The 24,089-nt window shown below is 70.5% G+C and carries 20 protein-coding genes; 13 read left to right on the top strand and 7 right to left on the bottom strand.

Annotated elements, in window-relative coordinates:
- Nucleotides 1–76 precede the first annotated feature (76 nt).
- Genes AC1MEY_RS17670 through AC1MEY_RS17660 form a run of 3 tightly spaced genes read left to right on the top strand, consistent with a single transcriptional unit; the run spans nucleotide 77 to nucleotide 5,591 of the window.
- Entirely contained in the window at nucleotides 77–1,954 is a 1,878-nt protein-coding gene (locus AC1MEY_RS17670; RefSeq protein ID WP_480226743.1) for an ABC transporter ATP-binding protein, read from the top strand.
- A complete protein-coding gene (locus tag AC1MEY_RS17665) occupies nucleotides 1,951–3,774 on the top strand; it encodes an ABC transporter ATP-binding protein (protein ID WP_480226742.1) in 1,824 nt (607 codons plus the stop codon). Before AC1MEY_RS17670 ends, AC1MEY_RS17665 begins: the two co-directional genes overlap by 4 nt.
- Entirely contained in the window at nucleotides 3,771–5,591 is a 1,821-nt protein-coding gene (locus AC1MEY_RS17660; RefSeq protein WP_480226741.1) for an ABC transporter ATP-binding protein, read from the top strand. The genes AC1MEY_RS17665 and AC1MEY_RS17660 overlap by 4 nt, the downstream gene beginning before the upstream one ends.
- A 136-nt stretch (nucleotides 5,592–5,727) precedes the next feature.
- Here AC1MEY_RS17660 and AC1MEY_RS17655 read toward each other — a convergent pair whose 3' ends face one another.
- Nucleotides 5,728–6,066, bottom strand: a complete 339-nt coding sequence (locus tag AC1MEY_RS17655; RefSeq protein WP_480226740.1) for a hypothetical protein — start codon at nucleotides 6,064–6,066, stop codon at nucleotides 5,728–5,730.
- Nucleotides 6,067–6,321: 255 nt separating this feature from the next.
- On the opposite strand from AC1MEY_RS17655, the gene AC1MEY_RS17650 reads away from it, so the two are divergent.
- The 6 genes from AC1MEY_RS17650 (at nucleotide 6,322) to AC1MEY_RS17625 (ending at nucleotide 14,437) form a co-directional block, all read left to right on the top strand.
- Entirely contained in the window at nucleotides 6,322–7,281 is a 960-nt protein-coding gene (locus tag AC1MEY_RS17650) for a LysR family transcriptional regulator (protein ID WP_480226739.1), read from the top strand.
- Between the two features lie 70 nt (nucleotides 7,282–7,351).
- Complete coding sequence (gene hisD / locus AC1MEY_RS17645; RefSeq protein ID WP_480226738.1) at nucleotides 7,352–8,710, top strand: histidinol dehydrogenase; 1,359 nt, start codon at nucleotides 7,352–7,354, stop codon at nucleotides 8,708–8,710.
- Nucleotides 8,707–9,549 carry a nitrilase-related carbon-nitrogen hydrolase gene (locus tag AC1MEY_RS17640; RefSeq protein WP_480226737.1) on the top strand — a complete coding sequence of 281 codons (843 nt, stop codon included), beginning with the start codon at nucleotides 8,707–8,709 and terminating at the stop codon, nucleotides 9,547–9,549. The genes hisD and AC1MEY_RS17640 overlap by 4 nt, the downstream gene beginning before the upstream one ends.
- Nucleotides 9,542–10,996: a purine-cytosine permease family protein gene (locus AC1MEY_RS17635; RefSeq protein WP_480226736.1), complete on the top strand. Its 1,455-nt coding sequence runs from the start codon at nucleotides 9,542–9,544 to the stop codon at nucleotides 10,994–10,996. The genes AC1MEY_RS17640 and AC1MEY_RS17635 overlap by 8 nt, the downstream gene beginning before the upstream one ends.
- A 91-nt stretch (nucleotides 10,997–11,087) precedes the next feature.
- A complete protein-coding gene (locus AC1MEY_RS17630) occupies nucleotides 11,088–12,785 on the top strand; it encodes an AMP-binding protein (protein WP_480226735.1) in 1,698 nt (565 codons plus the stop codon).
- Between the two features lie 29 nt (nucleotides 12,786–12,814).
- On the top strand, nucleotides 12,815–14,437 hold the full coding sequence (locus AC1MEY_RS17625) for an AMP-binding protein (protein ID WP_480231542.1): 1,623 nt from the start codon (nucleotides 12,815–12,817) through the stop codon (nucleotides 14,435–14,437).
- Here AC1MEY_RS17625 and AC1MEY_RS17620 read toward each other — a convergent pair.
- The 3 genes from AC1MEY_RS17620 to AC1MEY_RS17610 are packed head-to-tail and all read right to left on the bottom strand — an operon-like array spanning nucleotide 14,426 to nucleotide 16,978.
- The gene (locus tag AC1MEY_RS17620) at nucleotides 14,426–15,808 is read right to left on the bottom strand and encodes an NAD(P)-binding protein (RefSeq protein ID WP_480226734.1); all 1,383 of its coding nucleotides are present in this window, start codon (nucleotides 15,806–15,808) and stop codon (nucleotides 14,426–14,428) included. The genes AC1MEY_RS17625 and AC1MEY_RS17620 overlap by 12 nt on opposite strands.
- 25 nt (nucleotides 15,809–15,833) lie before the next feature.
- On the bottom strand, nucleotides 15,834–16,196 hold the full coding sequence (locus AC1MEY_RS17615; protein ID WP_480226733.1) for an FAD-dependent oxidoreductase: 363 nt from the start codon (nucleotides 16,194–16,196) through the stop codon (nucleotides 15,834–15,836).
- Nucleotides 16,100–16,978, bottom strand: coding sequence for an FAD-dependent oxidoreductase (locus AC1MEY_RS17610; protein ID WP_480226732.1), 879 nt, complete (start codon nucleotides 16,976–16,978; stop codon nucleotides 16,100–16,102). Before AC1MEY_RS17610 ends, AC1MEY_RS17615 begins: the two co-directional genes overlap by 97 nt.
- Before the next feature lie 95 nt (nucleotides 16,979–17,073).
- Here AC1MEY_RS17610 and AC1MEY_RS17605 point away from each other — a divergent pair, with 95 nt between their 5' ends.
- Nucleotides 17,074–17,625 carry a TetR/AcrR family transcriptional regulator gene (locus tag AC1MEY_RS17605; protein WP_480226731.1) on the top strand — a complete coding sequence of 184 codons (552 nt, stop codon included), beginning with the start codon at nucleotides 17,074–17,076 and terminating at the stop codon, nucleotides 17,623–17,625.
- Between the two features lie 172 nt (nucleotides 17,626–17,797).
- Here AC1MEY_RS17605 and AC1MEY_RS17600 read toward each other — a convergent pair whose 3' ends face one another.
- Both AC1MEY_RS17600 and AC1MEY_RS17595 read right to left on the bottom strand, forming a co-directional pair.
- Nucleotides 17,798–18,490, bottom strand: a complete 693-nt coding sequence (locus AC1MEY_RS17600) for a hypothetical protein (RefSeq protein ID WP_480226730.1) — start codon at nucleotides 18,488–18,490, stop codon at nucleotides 17,798–17,800.
- Between the two features lie 37 nt (nucleotides 18,491–18,527).
- Nucleotides 18,528–19,958: an ADP-ribosylglycohydrolase family protein gene (locus AC1MEY_RS17595; protein WP_480226729.1), complete on the bottom strand. Its 1,431-nt coding sequence runs from the start codon at nucleotides 19,956–19,958 to the stop codon at nucleotides 18,528–18,530.
- Between the two features lie 78 nt (nucleotides 19,959–20,036).
- Here AC1MEY_RS17595 and AC1MEY_RS17590 point away from each other — a divergent pair, with 78 nt between their 5' ends.
- Nucleotides 20,037–20,696 carry an NUDIX hydrolase gene (locus AC1MEY_RS17590; protein WP_480226728.1) on the top strand — a complete coding sequence of 220 codons (660 nt, stop codon included), beginning with the start codon at nucleotides 20,037–20,039 and terminating at the stop codon, nucleotides 20,694–20,696.
- Between the two features lie 22 nt (nucleotides 20,697–20,718).
- Here the strand turns inward: AC1MEY_RS17590 and AC1MEY_RS17585 are convergent, their stop codons facing one another.
- Nucleotides 20,719–22,200, bottom strand: coding sequence for a carboxyl transferase domain-containing protein (locus AC1MEY_RS17585; RefSeq protein ID WP_480226727.1), 1,482 nt, complete (start codon nucleotides 22,198–22,200; stop codon nucleotides 20,719–20,721).
- Between the two features lie 30 nt (nucleotides 22,201–22,230).
- Here AC1MEY_RS17585 and AC1MEY_RS17580 point away from each other — a divergent pair, with 30 nt between their 5' ends.
- Together AC1MEY_RS17580 and AC1MEY_RS17575 are read left to right on the top strand one after the other, a co-directional pair.
- On the top strand, nucleotides 22,231–22,965 hold the full coding sequence (locus tag AC1MEY_RS17580) for an enoyl-CoA hydratase (protein ID WP_480226726.1): 735 nt from the start codon (nucleotides 22,231–22,233) through the stop codon (nucleotides 22,963–22,965).
- Nucleotides 22,966–24,075: an MBL fold metallo-hydrolase gene (locus AC1MEY_RS17575; protein WP_480226725.1), complete on the top strand. Its 1,110-nt coding sequence runs from the start codon at nucleotides 22,966–22,968 to the stop codon at nucleotides 24,073–24,075. It begins immediately after the preceding gene.
- Nucleotides 24,076–24,089 lie beyond the last annotated feature (14 nt).

Genomic DNA, 24,089 nt, shown 5'->3' with positions numbered 1-24,089 from the left:
CGAGCGAGGTCGGCACTCCCGCAGGGGAGAGGAAATGGTTTGACCTCATCAATTGTTGAGGTTTTACGGTGATCACATGAACTTGGAAACCGTCGCGCGGCAGACGCTGTACCGGCAGACCCGGGCACGCGGCGGCGAGCTGCGCGAATTGGCCAACCGCGGCCTGCTCGGGCGTATCTGGCGGTTCTCCGCCCGACACCACCGCAGGCTCGGCGTCTTCGTCGCGGTCAGCGTCGTCGGCGCACTCCTCGCCGTGGCGACCCCGCTGCTGGCGGGCAAGGTCGTCGACGCGATCGTCAACGGTGGCGCGCCCAGGACAGTCGTCGTCATCGCCGCGATCATCGCGGCCGTCGCCATCGCGGAAACCGCCGTCACGATGCTGACCCGGTGGCTCTCGTCGACCATCGGCGAGGGCCTCATCCTCGACCTGCGCACCGCGGTGTTCGACCACGTGCAGCGCATGCCGGTCGCCTTCTTCACCAGGACCCGCACCGGCGCCCTGGTCAGCCGCCTGGGCAACGACGTCATCGGCGCGCAGCGCGCGTTCTCCGACACGCTGTCCGGCGTCGTCTCCAACGTCGTCACCCTCACGCTGACGCTGGTCGTCATGCTGGGCATCTCGTGGCAGATCACCCTGCTGTCGCTCCTGCTGACGCCGCTGTTCCTGCTGCCCGCGCGCCGGATCGGCAGCTCGATGGCGACGCTGAGCCGCGAGAGCGCGATCAACAACGCCACGATGAACACCCAGATGACCGAGCGCTTCTCCGCGCCGGGCGCCACGCTGGTCAAGCTGTTCGGCAGCCCCGCCCGCGAGTCCCAGGAGTTCGCCACCCGCGCAGGACGGGTCCGCGACATCGGCGTGAAGACGTCGATGCTGCAGGCGACGTTCATGAGTTCGCTGACGCTGATGTCGGCTCTCGCACTCGCACTGGTCTACGGACTGGGCGGCGTCCTCGCCATCGGCGGGCACCTGGAGGCCGGCGCCATCGTGTCGTTGGCACTGCTGCTCACCCGGCTCTACGCGCCGCTGACCGCGCTGGCCAACGCCCGCGTCGAGATCGCCAGCGCGCTCGTCAGTTTCGAGCGCGTCTTCGAGGTGCTCGATCTCGAGCCGCTCATCCGCGAGAAGCCCGACGCCCGCGCGGTACCCGAGGGCCCGGTCGCCGTCGAGTTCGACGACGTCCGGTTCGGCTACCCGTCGGCCACCGAGGTGTCACTCGCCTCGCTGGAGGAGGTCGCCGTGCTCGACGACCGTGGCGGCGACGAGGTGCTGCACGGCATCTCGTTCCGCGCCGAACCCGGGCAGATGGTGGCGCTCGTCGGTTCCTCGGGTGCGGGCAAGTCGACCACCGCCTCGCTGGTGGCCCGCCTGTACGACGTCAGGTCCGGCGCGGTGCGGCTGGCCGACGTCGACGTGCGCGACCTGACGTTCGAGTCGCTGCAGGACACCGTCGGCGTCGTCACCCAGGACGGTCACCTGTTCCACGAGTCGATCCGCGCGAACCTGACCCTCGGCGAGTCCGACCGCACGGACGACGAGCTGTGGGACGCCCTGCGGCGGGCTCGCCTGGCCGACGTGGTGGCGGACATGCCCGATGGTCTGGACACCGTTGTCGGTGAGCGCGGCTACCGTCTGTCCGGTGGGCAGCGGCAGCGCCTCACCATCGCGCGGCTGCTGCTCGGCCGATCGCGTGTCGTCGTCCTCGACGAGGCGACGGCATCCTTGGACTCGGAATCGGAGGCCGCCGTGCAGCAGGCGTTGGTCGAGGCGCTGGCCGGCCGGACGTCGATCGTGATCGCCCACCGGCTGTCCACGATCCGCGCCGCCGACGTCATCCTCGTCGTCGAGGACGGCCGCATCGTCGAACGCGGCACCCACACCCAGCTGCTCGTCCGCCGCGGCCGCTACACCCGCCTCTACGAGACGCAGTTCCGCGACGGGGCCGCCGCATGACGCGGATGTCGCGGGAACCCGCGATCGCCGCGCCGCCCGCCGTGCAGCGGGGATCGTCGTCGCTGATCCGGCTGATGCCCTACCTGCTGCCGTACAAGTGGCGGTGGATCCTCATGTCGGTGATCGCGCTCGCCAGCACGGGCGCGACGATCGTCATCCCGCTGATGACGCGGGCGGTCATCGACGGCCCGATCCGCAACAAGGACCAGCAGGGCCTGTGGGTGCTGGGTGCGGCCGCGATGGGCATCGGGATCACCGAAGCAGCACTGTGGTTCATCCGCCGCTGGCTCGTCGCGCGCGCCACGTTGGGTGTCGAGGCCGACATCCGCAAGGACCTCTACGCGCGGCTGCAGATCCTGCCGATGTCGTTCCACGGCAAGTGGCAGTCCGGTCAGCTGCTGTCGCGGGTCATGAACGACCTCAGCGCCATCCGGCAGTTCCTGTCGTTCGGGCTGCTGTTCCTGGTGCTCAACCTCATTCAAATCGTGGTGGTGACGGGCATCCTGCTGTCGATGTACTGGCCGCTGGGCGTGGTGGTCGTCGTGTCGGTCGTCCCGATCACGTTGACGGTGCTGCACTTTCAGCGCAAGTTCACCAAGCTGTCGCGTCTGTCGCAGGACCAGGCCGGCCACGTCGCCACCGACGTCGAGGAGGCCGCGCTGGGCATGCGCGTGGTCAAGTCGTTCGGCCGCGAGGACTACTCGTACGACCGGTTCGACCAGAAGGCCCGCGCGCTGTACGACACCGAGGTGAACAAGGTCGCGGTGTCGGCGAAGTTCTGGACGCTGCTCGAGGTGATCCCCAACATCACGCTGATCCTGGTGCTCGGCTTCGGCGCATACGCCGCGGGCATGGGGCAGGTGACGCTCGGCACGCTCGTCGCGTTCATCACGATGATGCTGTCGCTGGTGTGGCCGATCGCCTCGCTGGGCTTCCTGCTGTCGATGACGCAGGAGTCGTTCACGGCCGCCGACCGCGTCGCCGACGTCTTCGACGCACCGCGCCACATCCACGACGGCCCCATCGACGACGTCCCCCGCGGCGGCCGGCTCGAGCTGGTCGACGTCGGCTTCCGGTTCCCGACGTCCGGGTCCGACGATTCGGCCGAGTCCGAGTCCGAGTCCGACGAGTGGGCGCTGCGCCACGTCACCGTCACCGTCGAACCGGGGGAGACCCTCGCCCTGGTGGGTTCGACGGGGTCGGGCAAGTCTGTTCTCGCGTCACTGTTCTCGCGGCTGCACGACGTCAGCGAGGGCCGGATCCTGGTCGACGGCGTCGACGTCCGCGACATGTCGTTGAGCGCGCTGCGCAGTGCGGTGGCGACGGCGTTCGAGGATCCCACGCTGTTCTCGATGTCGGTGGCGGAGAACCTGCGGCTCGGCAACCCGACGGCGACCGAGGAGCAGCTGGCCGAGGCGATCGACGTCGCGGCGGCGAACTTCGTCTACGACCTGCCGTTCGGCCTCGACACCAGGATCGGCGAGCAGGGGATGAGCCTGTCCGGTGGTCAGCGGCAACGCCTCTCGCTGGCCCGGGCGATCCTCGCCAAGCCGTCGATCCTCGTCCTCGACGACACGCTCTCCGCGCTCGACGTGCACACCGAGGCCCGCGTGACCGAGGCGCTGGGCCGGGTGCTCGGCGACGTCACCGGCGTCATCGTCGCGCACCGGGCGTCCACGGTGCTGCTCGCCGACCGCGTCGCACTGCTCGAGGGCGGCACCATCACCCACGTCGGGACGCACACCGAGTTGCTCGCCGACGTGCCCGAGTACCGCTACCTGCTGGCGGCCGACGACGATCTCGCCGAGGCGGCCCGATGAGCGTGACGGACTGGCGCGGGCGGACGGTCTCCGACGAGACCGGCGACCTGCCCATCGACGAGACGGTGTCGCGCCGCCGCGAGGCGCGCTCGCTGCTGGGTTCCCTGCTGCGGCCGTACAAGCGGACGGTGGCACTGCTCGCCGTCATCGTCGTCGTCGAGAACATCGCCCGGTTGTCCGTGCCGCTGCTGGTGCAGCGCGGCATCGACCACGGGATCCCGCCGATCGTCGACCGCGGCGCGGCGGGCGAGCTGTTGACGATCGTGGCGGCGCTCTGCGGCGTGGTGGCGGTCCAGGCGACCAGCCGGATGTTCTTCCTGCGCCGGTCGGGGCGCATCGGTCAGCGTGTTCTGCTGTCGTTGCGGCAGCAGATCTTCCGGCATTTTCAGCAGCTCGACGTCGCGTTCCACGACCGCTACACGTCGGGCCGGGTGGTGAGCCGGTCCACCAACGACGTCGACGCGCTGCAGGACATGCTGCAGACCGGCTTCGACAGCCTGATCACCGCGGTGCTCACGCTCGGCGGCACGGCGGTGCTGCTGGTGGTGCTCGACGCCCAGCTCGGCCTGGTCTGTCTGGCCGTGTTCCCGATCATGGTGGGCCTGATCTGGTGGTTCCGCACGCAATCGGCGAAGGTCTACCTGAAGGTCCGCGAGAGTGCGGCCCTGGTGATCGTGCAGTTCGTCGAGACGATGACGGGCATCAAGGCGGTGCAGGCCTACCGTCGGGAGCCGCGCAACCAGGAGATCTTCGAGGACGTCGCCGACCAGTACCGCGACATCAACGAGCGCGCGTTCAAGCTGCTGGCGATCTTCATGCCGGCGACCAAGCTCGTCGGCAACGTCACCACCGGCCTGGTGCTGCTCTACGGCGGCTACCGGGTGCTGCACGGCGAGATGACGATCGGCACGCTTGCGGCGTTCCTCCTCTACCTGCGGATGTTCTTCGAGCCGATGCAGGAGATCACGCAGTTCTTCAACACCTTCCAGTCGGCGGCCGCCGCGCTGGAGAAGATCGCGGGCGTGCTGGCGCAGCGGCCGGCGATCGAGGATCCGGCCCGGCCGGTGCACCTGTCGACGGTCAAGGGCGACGTCGCGTTCCACGACGTGGACTTCTCCTACGTCGCCGATCGGCCGGTGCTGCCGGGACTGAACCTCGAGGTGCCGGCGGGGCAGACGGTGGCCCTGGTGGGGACGACCGGTGCGGGCAAGACGACGATCGCCAAGCTGATCGCCCGGTTCTACGACCCGACGTCGGGCACGGTGACGCTCGACGGCCACGACCTGCGCGACCTGACGCAGGGCGAACTGCGCAAGCACGTCGTGATGGTGACCCAGGAGAACTTCATGTTCGAGGGGACCATCGCGGACAACATCCGGTTCGGCCGCCCCGACGCCACCGACGACGACGTGCGCGAGGCCGCCGAAGCAGTGGGCGCGGCGAAGTTCATCGACGCGATGCCCGAGGGGTACGAGACCGACGTCGCCAAGCGTGGCGGCCGGTTGTCGGCAGGGCAGCGACAGCTGATCGCGTTCGCGCGGGCGTTCCTCGCCGACCCGGCGGTGCTCATCCTCGACGAGGCGACGTCGTCGCTCGACATACCCAGCGAGCGAATGGTGCAGCGCGCGTTGGCAACCGTGCTGGCCGAGCGCACGGCGCTGGTGATCGCGCACCGCCTGTCGACGGTGCAGATCGCCGATCGGGTGCTGGTCCTCGAGCACGGCCGGATCGTGGAGGACGGGCCGCCCGACGAGTTGATCGCCGGTGGCGGCCGGTACGCCGCGCTGCACCGTGCGTGGGTGGACTCGCTGGTCTGAGCGGGCCCCCGCCGTCCGCCCGTCCCGCCTTCCCCGGCCCGCTTGTCCCGCCCCGCCCGGCCCTTCTTCTCCCGCGCCGCCGCCCGGCGGCGACAGTTGAAGTGCCCGCCTCTGAGCGACAACTCGCGACAATCCGTCAGTCGAACAGCCACCGCGAGCCGACGGGTGCCGGCTGCGGTCGGTGCGGCAGCGCCTGCTCGCGCAACTCCATGACCCGACGGTCGATCCGCCACTCGGTGGCCCGCGGCGCGGACCCCGGACCGTAGAGGGCGCGGCCCCTCCGACGGACCCGCCCGAGCTTCACCTCCCAGCGCAGTGCGTCGGAGACGGCCTTGGACGGTCGCCCCACGATGACGAAGCCCAGCCGTTCCAGGCCCACGACCAACTCGGCGACGGTGCGGTCGCCGTGCAGGGCAAGGTAGTTGGTCAGGACGTATCGCAATTCGATGCCGCGCAGCCGCGGTGGTTCGGTCATGCTCGCAGCATCGCTCGCCGTACCGACGTTTTCCCGGCCTGGGAGCCGCCGGGGCGACGCCCCTGTGGATGAATCGCCGATTGTCGCGAGTTGTCGCTCAGAGGCGGGCACGGATCTCGTCGTCCCGACAGGCGCCGGCCCGCCTGGCACCCCCCACTCGCCGAACGTGACACCACGGCGACGAATCAGCCGAAATGTCGCCACCACGTCACGCTCGGCGTCCGACCGCCCGACACAGCACATAGTCTCCGGAGCATGACGCTCAACCAGCTGCGGGCGTTCGTCGAGGCCGAACGACTCGGCTCGTTCACCGCCGCCGCCGAGGCCATGCAGGTGGCGCAGGCGTCGGTGTCCGAACTGGTCCGCAGGCTCGAGGACGAACTCGACGCCCAGCTGTTCGTCCGGGGCAGCCGCCGGTTGGCACTCACCGCCGCGGGCCAGGAACTGCTGCCCTACGCCCAGCAGTCGGTGCACGCGGCCGACGGCGGCGTGCAGGCGGTGCGGTCGGTCGGCTCGCTGGGCGGCGGGACCGCGACGTTCGGGGTGCCCCGCAACGCCGACTACTACCTGCTCTCCCATCTGGTGCAGACGTTCCACATGCGCTACCCGTCGGTGCGGGTGCGCCTGGTCGGGCAGAACTCCGCCGAGACCGCCGCCGCCATCCAGGCCGGTGAGATCGAGGCCGGGATGCTGATCCTGCCGATCGACGACGAGGACCTGGCCGTCCGGCCGCTGCTGCGCGACGAGGTGTTCTACGTCAGCGCCGACCCCACCCACTGCGAAACCCCCGTCACCATCGAACGTTTCGCCGCGGCGACGCTGGTGCTGTACGACGCGCACTACGGCTGGAAGGACCCGACGCGACGCCAGCTCGCCGAGCGCGCCCAGCTCGCGGGCCTGCGCCTGGAGCCGGTCATCGAGATCGAGCACGTCGAGTCGGCGCTCAAGCTGGTGGCCGCCGACGTCGGCGACACCATCGTCAGCGGGGCCGTGATCGCGAGCGACGCCTTCCCGGCCGGGCTGCACACGGTGCCGTTCGCCGAACCGCTGTACGACACCATCGCGCTGGCCCAGCATCGCGGCCGGCCGCTGTCGAACGCGACGCGCGAGTTCGCTCGGTTGGCGATCGACACCGTCCGTGACCTCCCGGTGACGACGGCGCCGCGCGGTGGCGGTCCGGCGATCCCGCTGATCGACCGCTCCGTCACGCCATAGGGTTGCCCTGTGGTTCACGCAGGAATCGCCCATCTAGTCCTGCAGCAGGATTGCGCCTAGCGTCGCCCGCATGCAGATCACCGCTGACGAAGCCCGCGCCCTCGGTCCGTTCACCTGGCTGAAGAAGCCCGCCGTCGACGGCCCTCCCGCACAACGCGACCCGAAGGTCGTCGAACGCGTGTCGGAGATGCTGTCCGACATCGAGCGCAACGGCCTCGACGCCGTTCGCGGCTACGCCGAGGAACTCGACGGGTGGACCGGCGATCTCGAGGTGACGGCCGACGACCTCCGCAGGAGCGGTGACGCCCTGCCCGCCGACGTGCGCGCAGCCCTCGAACTCGGCTACGAGCGCACCAACCGCTTCGCCACCGCGCAGCGGTCGCACCTGTCGGACTTCGAGGTCGACCTCGCCCCCGGCGTCGTCGGCGGCGTGCAGTACATCCCCGTCGGCCGCGTCGGCGCCTACCTGCCCGCCGGCCGCTTCCCGCTGCTCGCCAGCGCGTTCATGACCGTCGGCGTCGCGAAGGCCGCGGGCGTACCCACCGTGGTCGCCTGCACGCCGCCGTCGGGTGAGCACGGCGCACACCCCGCGGTGCTGTACGGCGCCTACCTCTCGCGGGCCGACCACGTCTTCGCCGTCGGCGGCGTCCAGGCCCTGGGCGCCATGGCCTTCGGCCTCCTCGGCGAGGCGCCCGTCGACATGCTGGTGGGCGCGGGCAACGCGTTCGTCACCGAGGCCAAGCGCCAGCTGTTCGGCCAGGTTGGCATCGACCTGCTGGCCGGCCCGTCGGAGGTCGCCGTACTGGCCGACGAGACCGCCGACCCCGAGTGGGTCGCCGCGGACCTGCTGGGCCAGGCCGAGCACGGCCCAAACTCGCCCGCCGCGCTCATCACCACGTCGGAGTCATTGGGCCGCAGAGTCATCGAGGCCATCGACCGGCAGCTCGAGACGCTGGCCACCCGCGAGATCGCCGGCGCGGCCTGGCGCGACTTCGGTTCGGTCGTGGTGGCGCAGGACCGCGCCCAGGCCGCGGCCCTCTCCGACGTGCTGGGCCCCGAACACCTCGAGGTGCAGACCGACGACGACGAGTTCTTCCTGAAGGAGCTGCGCAACTACGGGTCGCTGTTCATCGGCCCGTGGAGCACCGTCGCCTACTCCGACAAGGGCATTGCGGGCACCAATCACGTTCTCCCGACCGGAAAGACGGCCCGCTACAACGCCGGCCTGTCGGTGTCGCGGTTCCTCAAGCCGCTGACCTACCAGCGCGCGCAACGTGAGGCGACGGCGGCGCTGGCCCCCGCCGTCGAGCGCATCTCCGCGTTCGAGGGTCTGGCCGCCCACGAAGCGACGGCCACCATCCGCATCGACCGGATCGGCCGGCACTCCGGGGTGTTCGACGGCACCCCGGCCGTCGACCGGGGTCGGTGAGCCGGTTGCACGTCTCGGCGGTGTCACTCGCCGTCGAGTTCGGCGCACTCGACGCCAACCTCGCGGCGATCGGTGACGCGCTGGACGGCGACGAGCACGGGCCGCACCTGATCGTGCTGCCCGAACTCGCAACCAGCGGCTATGTGTTCGCCAATGCCGAAGAGGCGCGATCGCTCGCGCTGCGGGCCGACGATCCGCGACTGACGGAACTCGCCGACCGTGTCCCGGCCGAGACGGTGGCGGTGGTCGGCTTCTGCGAGGTCGACGGTGACCGGCTGTTCAACTCCGCGTTGGTGATCGGCGCCGGCGGCGTCATCGGCTGCTACCGCAAGGCGCACCTGTGGGACGCCGAGCACGACGTGTTCGACGTCGGCGACGAGGCCGGCGCGGTGTTCGACACGCCGGTCGGTCGGGTGGGCGTCGCGATCTGCTACGACAGCGAGTTCCCGGAACTGCCACGGCGGTTGGCGTTGGCCGGTGCCGAGGTGCTCGCGATGCCGGTCAACTGGCCGCTGGTCGACCGCCCGCCGGGCGAGCATCCACCGGAGACGGTGCAGGCCATGGCGTCGGCGCGGTCGTCGCGGCTGGCCACCGTCATCGCCGACCGGCACGGACGCGAACGCGGCGTCGAGTGGACCGGCGCCACCACCGTCATCTCCGCAGACGGCTGGGTGTGCGCGACACCCGACGCCGACGGCGTCGCGTCGACCGTCCTCGACCTGGACCCCGGCAAGTCGCTCGGGGCCTACAACGACCTGTTCGCCGACCGGCGCCCGGAGCTGTACGCCGATCTCGTCAGACCCATCCACCCGACCGTCAAGCGAGGCATCCATGTCTGAGACACGCGCCATCGAATCGAAGTCCATCGACTGGGTTCCGCTCGACGAACGGAGGGGCAAGCCGTCGACGCTGTTCCCGCTGTGGTTCATGTCGAACGCGAACCTCACCACGCTGGCGACCGGCATGGTCGGCGCGGCGCTCGGGGCGTCGTTCCTCACGTCGCTGGTGGCGATCGTGCTCGGTGCGGCGGTCGGCACGGTGTTCACCGCGTTCCACTCGGCGCAGGGCCCGCAACTCGGCCTGCCGCAGATGATCCAGTCCCGCGCGCAGTTCGGGTACCGCGGCGTGGTCGTCATCTGCGCCGTCGTTGTCTTCAGCATCGTCGGCTTCAACGTCTTCAACCAGATCCTCGCCGCCGACGTCATCACGCTGGCGACCGGCACCGACCTGCGCGACCTGTGGTTCGTGATCATCACCGGCCTCGCGTTGACGTTGGCGATCTACGGCTACCACTGGATCCACCGGTTCCAGACCTGGCTGACGTGGCTGTTCCTCGCGACCTTCGGGGTGTTCACCGTCGCGGCGCTGATCCTGCTAGACGTGCCGGCCGGTCAGTTCGGCTTCGGCGGGTTCACCTGGGCGGCGTTCCTGGTGCAGTTCGCGGCCGCCGCGGCCTACGCCCTGGGCTGGGCGCCGTACGTGTCGGACTACTCGCGCTACCTCCCGCCGCAGACCAGCCCACGAAAGGCGCTCTGGTACACGTACTTCGGCGTGTTCGTCGGCGCGGTGTGGCTGATGGCGCTCGGTGCGCTGGTGGCCGGCGTGTTCGCCGACGCGTCGCCGCTGGAGGCCGTCAAGTCCGCCGCCGACGACCTGGCCCCCGGGTCCGGCGTGTGGCTGCTGATCGCCGCACTGCCCGGCCTCGTCACCGTCATCACCGTCAACATCTATGCGGCGTCGCTCGAACTGATCACGATGGTCGACTCGTTCAAGGCCGTGCAGCCGACGCGTCGGCTGCGGGTGATCGCGTGCAGCGTGGTCGCGGGTACCGGACTGCTGGGCGCGGTGTTGTCGTCGGGCGACTTCCTCGCCAACTTCGGCAGCTTCCTCGTCGTGCTGCTGTACCTGCTGGTGCCGTGGACGTCGGTGAACCTCGTCGACTACTACGTCGTCCGGCGCGGCCGCTACGCCATCCGCGAGATCTTCATCCCCACCGGCAGCGTGTACGGGTCGTGGGGCTGGCGCGGCCTCGGTGCCTACGCGATCGGCATCGTCGCGATGATCCCGTTCGTGGTCACCGTCTGGTACACCGGCCCGATCGCCGCGGCCCTCGGGGACGTCGACGTCGCACTGTTCGTCGGACTGGTCGTGTCGGCGGTGGCCTACGTGCTGATGGCGCGGTCGCTGGACCTCGCCGGTGAGATCGCCAAGGCCGAGGCGGATGCCCGGGAGCACGGCGTCGAGGCGGTGTCGTTCGCCGGCCGCGTCGCGCCGGTCGAGACCTAGCCAGGCCGGAACCCCCGCCGATCCTGCTGGGAGATCGCGAAACCTTCGGGAATCGCGATCTCACAGCAGGATCGCATGGAGACTGGTCACCATGACGACCAACACGGATCGCTATCGCGCCGCCCGCGATCACCTGGTGGCCGTGATCGGCGACTACGACACGGCCGTGCAGACCTTCGCCTGGCCGACGATCGAAGGCACCTTCAACTGGGCGACCGACTGGTTCGACGTCGTCGCCCGCGACCCGGCATCGGCCGACCGGCTCGCGCTGTGGATCGTTGCGCAGGACGGCAGCGAGCGGAAGGTGACGTTCGCCGAGATGGCGGAGCGGTCCGACCGGGTCGCGACGTGGCTGGCGAGCCTGGGCGTCGGCAAGGGCGACCGCGTGATCCTGATGCTCGGCAACCAGGTCGAGCTGTGGGAGGCGATGCTCGCGGTCGCCAAGCTCGGCGCGGTCATCATGCCGACGACGGGTGCGCTCGGGTCCGCCGACCTGACCGACCGGATCTCACGAGGCAACGCCGGCTACGTCGTCGCGAACGCGGCCGACACGTCGAAGTTCGACGACGTCCCCGGTGACTACGCCCGGATCGTCGTCGGCGCGCCCGTCGCCGGGTGGCACTCGTACGCCGACGCCGACGAGGTGGAGTCCGCCGGTCCGTTCGGCGCGTGCAGCGCCGTCGACGATCCGCTGCTGGTCTACTTCACGTCCGGCACCACGAGCCGGCCCAAGCTTGTCGAACACTCGCAGGTGTCCTATCCGGTCGGGCATCTGTCGACGATGGCGTGGATCGGCGCGCGACCGGGGGACGTACACCTGGCAATCAGCTCGCCGGGCTGGGCGAAGCACGCATGGAGCTGCTTCTTCGCGCCGTGGATCGCCGAGGCGACGATCTTCGTGTTCGACTACGCCCGGTTCTCCGCCGCAGACCTGCTCGGACAGCTCCGCCGCACCGGCGTCACGACGTTCTGCGCGCCACCGACGGTGTGGCGCATGCTGATCCAGGCCGACCTCGGTGAACGCCCGGAGGCGCTGCGCGAGATCCTCGGCGCGGGGGAGCCGTTGAACCCCGACGTGATCGCGCGGGTGGAGAAGGCGTGGGGTCTGACGATCCGCGACGGATTCGGGCAGACCGAGACGACGCTGCAGGTCGGCAACACCCCGGGCCAGCCCGTCAAGGCGGGATCGATGGGCCGGCCGATGCCGGGCGTGCCCGTGGTGCTGGTGGACCCGGTCAGCGGTGACCTCGCCGACGAGGGCGAGATCTGCCTGGATCTCGCTGCGGCGCCGGTCAATCTGATGACGGGGTACCTCGGCGACCCGGAGCGCAACGCGCACGTGATGGCGAACGGCTACTACCACACCGGCGACGTGGCGAGCCGCGACGCGGATGGCTACATCACCTACATCGGCCGCACCGACGACGTGTTCAAGTCGTCCGACTACAAGGTGTCGCCGTTCGAGCTGGAGAGCGTGCTGATCGAGCATCCCGCGGTCGTGGAGGCAGCAGTGGTGCCGCAGCCGGACGAGACGCGGTTGTCGGTGCCCAAGGCGTACGTGGCACTGGCCGACGGGTGGAGTGCCGACGCCGGCACCGCCAGGGAGATCATGGAGTACGCCCGCGACCACCTCGCGCCGTACCTCAAGGTTCGTCGCGTCGAGTTCTACGAACTGCCCAAGACCATCTCGGGCAAGATCCGCCGCGTCGAGTTGCGGACGCGGGAGGATGAGGCGCATCGGTCGGGCACGCCGATCGACACCGAGCACCGTTACGAGGACCTGCTGTGACGGGGCGAGCGGAGCAACGGGGGATCGACATGCAGTCCTACGACGCCGGTCCGACCGACGTACCGATCCTCGAGGAGACGATCGGCGCGAACCTGGAGCGGATCGTCGCGGCCCATCCGGACGTTGACGCGCTCGTCGACGTCGCGCAGGGCCTGCGCTACACCTACGCCGAGCTGAACGCCGAGATCGACGTGGTGGCACGCGGTTTGATGTGCCGCGGCATCGCGACAGGGGACCGCGTCGGCCTGTGGGCGCCGAACCGCGCGGAGTGGACCATCGTGCAGTACGCGCTGGCGAAGATCGGCGCCATCCTCGTCAACGTCAACCCGGCGTACCGCACCCACGAGCTGGCGTACGTGCTGAACCAGTCCGGGACGCGCATGCTGGTCGCCGCTCAGGACTTCAAGTCGTCGGACTACGTGGCGATGGTCGCGGAGGTGCGCGGCGAGGCGCCCGCGCTGACCGACGTGGTGTTCCTCGGGACCGACGACTGGGAACGGTTGCGCGGCAACGCCGCCGACGTGTCGCCGGACGACCTGGCCGCGCGGATGACGGGTCTGAGCAACACCGACCCGATCAACATCCAGTACACGTCGGGGACGACGGGCTTCCCGAAGGGCGCGACGCTGTCGCACCGCAACATCCTCAACAACGGGTACTTCACCACCGAGTTGATCGGGCTGGGTCCCGACGACCGGCTGTGCATCCCGGTGCCGTTCTATCACTGCTTCGGCATGGTGATGGGCAACCTGGGCTGCACCAGTCACGGCACCACGATGGTGATCCCCGCGCCGGGCTTCGATCCCGGGCTGACGCTCGCCGCGGTCGAGGCGGAGCGGTGCACCGGCGTCTACGGCGTGCCGACGATGTTCATCGCGATGCAGTCGCATCCGGAGTTCGCCGAGCGGGACCTGTCGTCGCTGCGCACGGGCATCATGGCCGGCGCGGTGTGCCCGGTGGAGGTGATGAAGCACTGCGTCGAGGACATGCACATGTCGGAGGTGGCGATCGCGTACGGCATGACGGAGACGTCGCCGGTGTCGTGCCAGACGCGCATGACCGACGACCTCGAGCGCCGGACGTCGTCGATCGGGCGGGCGCATCCGCACGTCGAGATCAAGGTCGTCGACCCCGAGACCGGCGAGACCGTGCCCCGCGGTGAGCCCGGCGAGTTCTGCACGCGCGGCTACTCGGTGATGCTCGGCTACTGGAACGATCCCGAGAAGACCTCTGCCGCCATCGATCCCGACGGGTGGATGCACACCGGCGACCTGGCCGTGATGCGCGACGACGGGTACTGCAACGTCGTCGGGCGGATCAAGGACATGGTGATCCGCGGCGGCGAGAACGTCTATCCGCGGGAGATCGAGGAGTTCCTCTACACCCATCCCGACGTGGAGGACGCGCAGGTGATCGGGGTGCCGGACGCGAAGTACGGCGAGGAGATCTGCGCCTGGATCCGGATGCGGCCCGGCCGGACCGCGCTCGACGCGGCGGCGGTGCGCGACTTCGCCCGGGAACGTCTGGCGCACTACAAGATCCCGCGCTACGTGCACGTCGTCGACGAGTTCCCGATGACGGTCACCGGCAAGGTCCGCAAGGTCGAGATGCGCGAGCGCAGCGTCGAGATCCTCGGGCTGTCAGGCGAGTAGCTCGGCCAGCTTGTCGTTGGCGGCGCGCAGACGCGGCGCGATCATGGCGGCGCCCTTCTCGGCCTCCGCGTCGTCGGTCTGCATGTGGCTGACGGCGTTGAGGCGGGCGCGGTTGAGCCACTGCATCAGGTCGGGGTCGGTGAACCAGACCAGCTGGTTGTGGTTGAAGGCCACGGTCATGGTGAGCCAGTCGATCGGCTTGGTGGGGTGCGGAACCGGTTGGCAGTAGTGGTTCTTCGCCCCGTCGTCGGCGTCCATGGTCTCGACGCGCGCGATGACCGCGGCGCTGAACGCGGGCTGGCACGTGCGCACCGACTGCAGCGTGATGGCGCCGGGGGAGAAGACCGGGGTGGGGTCCCGCTGGCCGATGCCGTCGCCGGTGCAGTCGAGGTACAGCGTGTTCGGCGCGGTGTCGATGGTGCCCTCGGTCAGCGTGACCCGGCCCGGCTCGATCGAGTCGACGTAGCCCATCCGGACGACGTTCGTGATCGTGCGGAGCTTCTCGAGTTCGTGCTGCGAGACGATCGCGCAGCGGTACATCGTGGGCACGACGTCCTGGTCGATGCGCAGCAGGCAGCCGAAGGCCTCGAGTTGCAGGTAGAGGTCGTCGACGGAGGTGGCCTTCTTGATGGCGCGGGACTGCGCGGAGAAGTCGGCCAGGACGCGGCGGGCGAACTGCATGCCCGGTTGTACGGCGGCGCGGTCGAGCAGCCAGGAGTCGCGGGGCTTGATCCAGGTGATGCGCTCGGGCCCGATGCCGTGGCGGAGCAGCCACAGGCAGGTGTCCATCGACGTCTTGCCCGCGCCGACCACGACGTACTGGTCGTAGGCGGACTGCTTCGGCAGACCGTTGGGCGGTATGCAGGTGACGCCGTCGGCGACCGCGTAGGCCGGCGGCCGCATCGACGGGACGATCACGCTGAGGTAGGTGGCGTCGACGATGCGCCTGGTCGCGGTCACCCGGACGTCCTCGCCGCCGAGCGTGCGGACCACGCCGGTGCGGTCGCCGTCGGTGCCGGCGAACTCGCTCATGGGCAGGTACCTCACGCGGCCGCTGGGCAGCAGGTGCTGGCGCATGACGGTGTCGTAGTAGGACACCACCTCGCTGCCGCCGGCCAGTTCGAAGAACCCCTCGTTCCAGCCGCTGGCGTCGATCGAGTCGGTGCCGAGGGTGCGGGAGTTGACGCCGTAGTACGCGGACGGCTGGTGCAGCCGGACGTACGGGTACGCGCTGAGCCAGTGCCCGCCGGGCTGGTCGTTGCGGTCGACGATGATCACGGTCGCGTCGGTCTCGGTGATGATCGTGTCGGCGAAGGCCATGCCCATCGCACCGGCGCCCACGACGACGTAGTCGGCCTCGATCGTCTGCATCGGCACAGTTTGCCAGCACGCACCCTCAGCGGTGGACGAGACCCGACAGGCGCGACGCGAGCCCATTCCGTACGGCGGGGATGCGGCCGATGGTCCGGAGTGCGACGTTGCGCACGGGCCGCAACGCCCCCGGCAGCGTCGCGAGGCGGGTCAGCCGATCGGTCAGCTCGATCACCTGCAGGGCGATGGGGCGTCGGCTGTCGGCGTACTCGTCGAGCAGCGAGTCCGGCCCGCCGCGCAGCACCCGGACGAGCGCGTCGCCGAGTGCGACCGCGTCCTGGATGCCCAGGTTCATCCCCTGGCCCCCGGCCGGGCTGTGCACGTGGGCGGCGTCGCCCGCCAGCAGGACCCGGCCCCTGCGGTAGGTGTCGGCGACGCGATGGTGCACGCGGAAGCGGGATCCCCACGTGACGTCGACGACGTGATCCCGCCGGGCCCGCGGCCGTCGAGCAGGTGCTGGACGAAGCGGACGTCCGGGCGCGCGGGGGCGTCGTCGACGGGCGCCACGATCCGGAAGGTGCCGTCGGGCAGGGGTGCCACGACGGTGAGGCCCTCGCGTGCCCAGAACAGCCGGACCTCGTCGGTGGGCGTGTCGTCGGGTGTGGCGCCGCGGAGGACCGCATCGGCGAGGACGAACTCCTGCTCGTAGGTGGATCCGTCGAATGCGATCCCGGCCCGTTCGCGGACGGTGCTGTGCATGCCGTCGGTGCCGACGAGATACCGGGCGTGGACGACGTCGCCGTCGTCGAAGGTGGCGGTCACGCCGTCGTGGTCCTCGCCGAAGTCGACCAGCGCCGCGCCGCGAACCACGTCGCCACCCAGTTCGCGGACCCGCTCGAGAAGCAGTCGCTCGGTGGCGCTCTGCGGGATGAGGAGTGTGTAGGGATAGTCGGTGTCGAGGCCGCCGAAGTCGATGGGCACCAGCACGGTGTCGCCGTCGCGGATGCTGAAGCGTGGTGCCGCGATGCCCTCCTCGACCAGGCGGCGGGTCACGTCGATGCGCTCGAGCACCTCGAGTGTGCGGGCGTTGACCGCGGCGGCGCGGGAGGTGTTGGCGCCCTCCGCCTGGCGGCCGACGAGCAGCACCCCGATGCCGTCGTGCAGCAGTGATGCGGCCAGGGTGAGGCCGGTGGGCCCGGCTCCCACGATCAGGACGTCGACGTCGGTCACGGCTGCCTCCTCAGTTTTGCCAACGGTTGTTGACTTTCTGATCATGCGCGCGCCGACGTCAAAAAGTCAACAGGTGTTGGCATAAAGTGGCGGGCATGGGACGCAAAGCCGACGGCACCAAGGCGGTGATCCTCGCGGCGGCGCGGGAACGCTTCGCGGAGTCGGGCTACGAGGCCACGACCATCCGTGCCATCGCGGCCGACGCGGCCATCGACCCCTCGATGGTGATGCGGTACTTCGGGAGCAAGGAGCAGTTGTTCGCCGCCGCCGCGGAGTTCGACCTGCGGTTCCCGGACCTGTCCGACGTCGACCACGCGGACCTCGGCGCCACGATGGTGTCCCACTTCCTCGACCGGTGGGAAGGCGACGAGGCATTGGTCATGCTGCTCCGGTCGGCGACCACCAATGCCGATGCCGCGCAGCGCATGACGGACATCTTCGCCCGCCAGCTGATGCCCGCGATGGTCGCCTTCGCGGCCGACGACGCACCGCGCCGGGCCGGCCTGATCGCAACGCAGATCCTCGGGATGGCGCTGTGCCGCTTCGTCCTTCGCCTGCCGCCGATCGTCGCGATGGACCGTGCGGAACTCATCGGTTGGCTCGGTCCGACCGTGCAGCGCTACGCGACGGATCGCGTCGCTGGCTGACGTTCGGCGTCACCGGACATCGTGGCGCCATGCGTTGGCGGCAGTGGTGCATCGACCCCCGATTGTCGCGAGTTGTCGCTCAGAGGCGGGCACTCGACACACACCGTCCGTCCTGGCCGCCGCCGAGCAATCCAGCCCCGGCCAACCCAGCCCCGACCCGTGCACCCGGGTACTACGCCTCCAACTCCCCTGCGACCCTCCGCTCCAGCGCGAGCCGCGTGACGGCCGGCAGCACGATCAGCCCGTCGAGTTCGCGCTGCGCCCGCCCGTAGGCGTTCCGCCGCTCCTGCGCGGTGGCCCCGGCATCCGAGGCGACCCGAAGCAGCGCCTGCGCCCGATCGAGGCGCGCACTGTCGGCACTGGAGAAGTCGCTGCGGCGACGACGCACGGCCTCCGCCTCGGCCACGTCGAACGCCGTCGCGTAGTCGTGCACCGCGTCCCGGTACTCGAGCTGAGCGTCCCGGTCTCCGACGACGTCGTCCACGTCCTCGGGCCGCAGCAGGTCCGCCCGGCTGCGGGCCCGGTGGAACGCGGCCGTCAGGGGATCCCGCATGTCGGTCATCAGCGGGAAGTCGAGCAGCTTCGCCACGTCCAATTCGTAGTCGAGCCACCGCTGGTCGGTCTCGGCGTGTTTCGCCGTCAGGCGGGCCAGTTCACGCCGGGCCGCCGCGGCGTCGACCCGCCCGCGCCCCGACGCCTCGGCGACCGCGACCTTCGTCTCCTGCTTGATCCGGTAGCGCTCGAGGCGTCGCTCCGCACGGCGCTCGTTGGCGGCGGTCACGGCTTTGACGCCGCCGCCGATCACGCCGCCGAGCGGGAAGATCAGCCACCAGAAGTTGCCGGCGAAGTTCAGCAGGGCATCCACCGGTCCCAGGATGCCACCAGTCCCGCCGACTAGGGCGTCACGGCTCGAGCCTGTCGATGGCGGCGCGGAAGGCGCTGTTGGGGTTGGCGTGCGGCAGCGCGGCGAGCACGTCCCCGAGCGCCGTCCTGCCGCTCACCGCGCGATGGCGGGCGCCGTAGAGCGCGCCCACGGTCGGCGTCCGGCTGTACGCGCCGTGGCAGTGCACCAGTACGGTCCGGCCCCGCGCCCGCAACTCCTCGACCAGCCGGACGGTGTCGAGCAGCACGAAGTCGAGGTGCTGGTTGGCGTCCCGGCCGGTCTGGTCGATGAGCCGGACGTCGATCTGCTCGACGCCGGCCGGCAGGTCGTCGTCGTGGACCCGGCACAGCGAGACGATCGCGTCGACCGCAGGCGGCAGCTGCAGCAGGGCCGTCGCATTGCCCAGCCACACGCCGTCGTCGTACGGATGCGGCACGACGACGAGTTTCGGCTCGGGACGCGGGAACTCGCCCTCGGCGCCCACGATCCGCGTCGCGAGCCGCACCAGTCCCCGGGTGCGCAGCTCGGGCCAACCCCTCAGCAGCCTGCGCCACGTCCCGGGCACCGCCGACGCGCCCCATCGCGCACCGAGCAGTCCGCCCGCGATGGCCGCCACCGTGTCGGTGTCGTTGCCCGACCGCACCGCGGCGTCGAGCGCCAGCCGCAGATGGTCGGCGGCGAAGACGCCGGCCTCCGGATCGTCCACCGGCACCGGGGTGTTCGCGATCGCGGACCAGGCGGCCTGCAACGCCTCGACCACCCACCCGTTGCTGTGGAAGGACGACGGAGTGGACTTCTCCGCGACGTCCAGCCGCTCGGCCCACACCGCGCGGCGGTCGGCGGGCAGCCGGTCCATCCCGACGCGCACGTCGAGTTCGGCGGTCAGCACCGCGTGCCGGATCGCCAGGCACCAGAGCATGCAGGCGTCGACGGCGTCGGGATCGAAGTGGGTCAGGGCGCTGATGGCGCGTGCCGCCTCGGCCAGCGCGTCCTCGTCGTCGAGGAACGCGAGAGCGACGGGTGCGGTCCGCATCAGCGAGCCGTTGCCCGCGGTGTGGCCGGTGCGCTCGTGCAGATTTTGCGACACGTCCAGAGCGGTGGCCGCGGAGATGCCGCGGCGTCCCGTCTCGCCGAGCACGCTGCGCGTCTGGTTGCCCACGTCGGTCGCGGTGCGCGACCAGTCGAACCAGCGCTGCACGATCGCCGTCTGGGCCGCTTCGTCCCGCAGGTCCGCGCCCGTCGCGGCGACCTCGGCGATGGCGATCGCCATCGACGTGTCGTCGGTCCACTCGCCGGGCTTCCACCCGAAGGCGCCGCCACCCACCATGGCGACCTCGAGTTCGGGGCCGCGGGGCGGCTGGAACTCGTACGGCGCCCCCAGTGCGTCACCCGCCGCGGTCGCCAGCAGTACGCCGACCGCCCGATCCAACTGTGCTGTGGTCAACTCCATGGTGTTCCCCCTCCGTTCGGAATTTGAGCGGATCCGCTCTAATTCGTTGTCGACTATAACCAGGGAGCCGACAGTTCTATGCCCGATGAGCAAGAACCCCAGCTGAGCGACCTGCAGAAGTATCCGAAGCCCTCGGTTGCGGTGGACGTCGCGGTACTGACGCTCGACGACACCGGACGCCAGCTGCAGGTCCTGCAGGTGTACCGCGGCACGCCCACGACGTGGGGGCTGCCGGGCCGGATACTGCGCGAGCGCGAGCTGCTCGTCGACGCGGTGAAGGTCGCCCTACGGGAGAAGGCCGGCGTCGAGGGACTGAACCCGCAACAGTTGAAGGTGTTCGACGCCGGTGGCCGCGACGACCGAGGGTGGGTGCTGTCGGTCGCGCATCTCGACGTGGTCAGGCAGGAGCAGTTGGCGGAGAGGTTCGCCGACACCACCCGCCTGGTCGCCGTGGACGATCCGCAGGACCTGCCGTGGGACCACCCGCTGATCATCAAGGAAGCGGTCGAGTTCCTGCGGCCAAGATACGAACGGTCAGCGGATCCGGCCGGACTGCTCGGGGACACGTTCACCATGCGGGAACTCCAGTGGGCGCACGAAGCAGTCGCCGGAGAACAGCTGCAGCGAGACAACTTCCGGCGCGCGATGGACGACTTCGTCGAGGAAACGGCGGAGCCGCCGGTGACGCGCGGCCGGGGCAGGCCCGCCGTCCTGTACCGCCGCAGACCTCAGCGCTGAGACTCGGAGCAAGCCCGAGCGCCTACGACGGCACACCCATCCGCCGGTATCGCGCCAGGCGCGAGGCGTAGCGCTGCTCGGCGGGCACGGCGCGCAACGCGCTCAGCTCGTGGGCCACCGTCGCCGTGAGTCGGCCGGTGAACTCCGACGGCGTGTCCGCGGCGTCGGTGTGCTCGGGCACGATGGCGTCGACGATCCCGTTCCGCAGCAGGTCTGCCGACCGGATGCCCTGCGCCGCAGCCAGATCCGGGGCGTGCAGGACGTCGCGGTAGACGATGGCGCTCGCACCCTCCGGAGGCAGCGGCGCGAGCCAGCCGTGCAGCGCCGCGAGCACCCGGTCGGCCGGCACCATCGCCAGCGCCGGCCCGCCGCTGCCCTGGCCCAGCAGGATCGACACCGTCGGCGTGTCGAGCGTGACGAGTTCGGCCAGACAGAGCGCGATCTCGCCGGCGAGTCCGCCCTCCTCTGCCTCGGTCGACAGCGCGGGCCCCACCGTGTCGATCACCAGCACCAGCGGCAGCCGCAGACTCACCGCCAGGCCCATGCCGCGCCGGGCCTCCCGCAACGCCCGCGGACCCACGAGCCCGCCACCGCGGCCCCGCTGCTGCCCGACCACGACCGCCGGCTGCCCACCGAAGCGGGCCAGCGCGAGCAGCGTCGTCGCGGCCTCGCCCTGGCCGCCGGTGCCCGACAGCAGCACGCGCTCGGTGGTCCCGTGTTCGAGCAGATACCGCACACCCGGCCGGTCCGGCCGCCGCGACGCCTCCACCGAATCCCAGGCGGGCACGTCCGGCACGGCCTCGGCCGGCGGCGGCGCGGGCAGCGGGCCCGGCGCGTCCACCATGACCGTCAGCGCGCGGTGCAGCGTCGAGCGCAGCAGTTCGAGCGGGACCACGCCGTCGATGACGCCGTGCCGGTCGAGGTTCTCGGCGGTCTGCACGCCGGAGGGGAAGGGCTCGCCGTAGAGGTGCTCGTAGACGCGCGGCCCGAGGAACCCGATCAGCGCGCCCGGCTCGGCGGCCGTGACGTGCCCGAGCGATCCCCAGGAGGCGAACACGCCGCCCGTCGTCGGATGGCGCAGGTACACCAGGTACGGCAGGTGCGCCTGCTTGTGCAGCTCCACCGCGGCGGTGATCTTGACCATCTGGAGGAACGCGACGGTGCCCTCCTGCATCCGCGTCCCGCCGGACGAGGGCGACGCCACCAACGGCAAACCCTCGGCCGTCGCCCGCTCGACGGCGGTGGTGATGCGTTCGGCGGCCGCCACTCCGATCGACCCCGCCAGGAAGTCGAACTCGCAGGCCACGACGGCGATGCGACGGCCGTGCACGGTGCCCTCGCCGGTGAGCACCGACTCGTCGAGCCCGGTCTTGGCAGCGGCCTCGTCCAGCTCGCGCCGGTAGTCGTCGCCGGTGGGCACGGCCAGCGGCGTGGCGTCCCAGCTGCGGAACGAGCCCTCGTCCAACACGGCGTCGCGCAGCGCCCTCGCGCCTATCCGGCTCACCCCCGAAAGGCTATCTATAGTCTGGTCGCCATGATTGGTGTGACCCGCGACGGCGCCGTACTGACCCTCGAGATGCAGCGCCCCGAGCGGCGTAACGCGCTCAACAGCGAACTGGTCGACGGACTGCGCGAGGTGATCGAGAAGGCCGCCGGCGAGGACGTCCGCGCGATCGTCCTGACCGGCGGCGGCCACGTCTTCAGCTCGGGCGCCGACCTCTCCGGCGGGCAGGGCGTCGCCGACGAGCTGCCGGACAAGGCCCGGGCGCTGAACATCGCGATCGACCAGGCGCCCATCACCGTCATCGGTGCGATCAACGGGCCGGCGATCGGCGCCGGCGTGATCCTCTCGATGATCTGCGATCTGCGCGTCGTCGCCCCCGAGGCCTACTTCCAGTTCCCGGTCGCGAAATACGGCATCGCACTGGACAACTGGAGCATCCGCCGGCTGACGTCACTGGTCGGGGCGGGTCGCGCCCGCGGCATGCTGATGGCCGCCGAACGCCTCACCTCCGAGGACGCGCTGCTGACCGGCATGGCCAACCGCATCGGCACCCTGGCCGACGCGCAGGCGTGGGCCCACGAGGTCGCCGGATTCGCGCCGCTGGCCCTGCAGCACGCCAAGCGCGTGCTCAACGACGACGGTGCCTACGAGGAGGCCTGGCCCTCCCACAAGGAGCTGTTCGACCGGGCGTGGAAGAGCAGCGACATCATCGAGGCGCAGGTCGCGCGCCTGGAGAAGCGTCCCCCGAACTTCACGGGCGCCTAGATGATGCGCGAGGCGGTACGGCTGATCGGCGGCACGGCGGCCATCGTCGGCGGCGGGTGGGCGCTGCGCGCTCTGCAGGGCGCCCCGTCGGCGCTCGGCGCCTCACCGGTCGAGATCGGCGCCGTCGCGAAGCGGTCCCCGAACTACCACGACGGCGTCTTCGTCAACCTCGAGCCCGCATCCGAGACCAGCCTGACCCGCCAGGAGCAGTTCATGCTGCTGCGCGACGTGGTCAGCAACGGAGCGGTCCAGCGGCCGCCGTCGCCGGTGCCGCTCGTCACGCCCGCCGCGGACGTCCCCGCCGCCGATCTCGCCGTCACGTGGTTCGGCCACTCGTCGGCGGTCATCGAGGTCGACGGCTACCGCATCCTCGCCGACCCGGTGTGGAGCGACCGCTGCTCGCCGTCGCAGGTCGTCGGGCCCCACCGCCTGCATCCCGTGCCCGCGCCGCTCGAGTCGCTGCCCGCCATCGACGCGGTGATCATCAGCCACGACCACTACGACCACCTCGACGTCGACACCATCAAGCAGCTGGCCAACACCCAGCGGTCGACGTTCTTCGTCCCGCTCGGCATCGGCGCGCACCTGCGTACCTGGCGCATCCCCGAGGAACGGATCGTCGAACTCGACTGGAACGAGAGCGCGACGCTCGGCGACCTCACCCTGGTGTGCACGCCCGCGCGGCACTTCTCCGGGCGCTTCGTGAACCGCGACGTCACGCTGTGGTCGTCGTGGGCGCTGATCGGTCCCCGCCACCGGGCCTTCTTCGGCGGTGACACCGGCTACGGCACGATCTTCGGCGACATCGGGTCCGAGCACGGCCCGTTCGACCTCACGCTGATGCCGATCGGCGCCTATCACCCCGGGTGGCCGGACATCCACATGAATCCCGAGGACGCCGTGCGGGCGCACTGCGACGTGACCGACGGTGGGTTGCTGGTGCCGATCCACTGGGCGACGTTCCGGCTGGCTCCCCACCCGTGGTCCGAACCGGTGGAACGGCTGGTGACCGCGGCGGGAACGCACGGTGTGCCGATCGCGGTGCCGCGGCCCGGCCAGCGTGTCGAGAGGGTGACGGACGCGTCGTTGGACCCATGGTGGCGAGCCTGACCGGATAGCGTGCA

Source organism: Mycobacterium sp. PTI7 (assembly GCF_056679845.1).
This window is presented reverse-complemented; position numbering and strand designations above follow the sequence as displayed.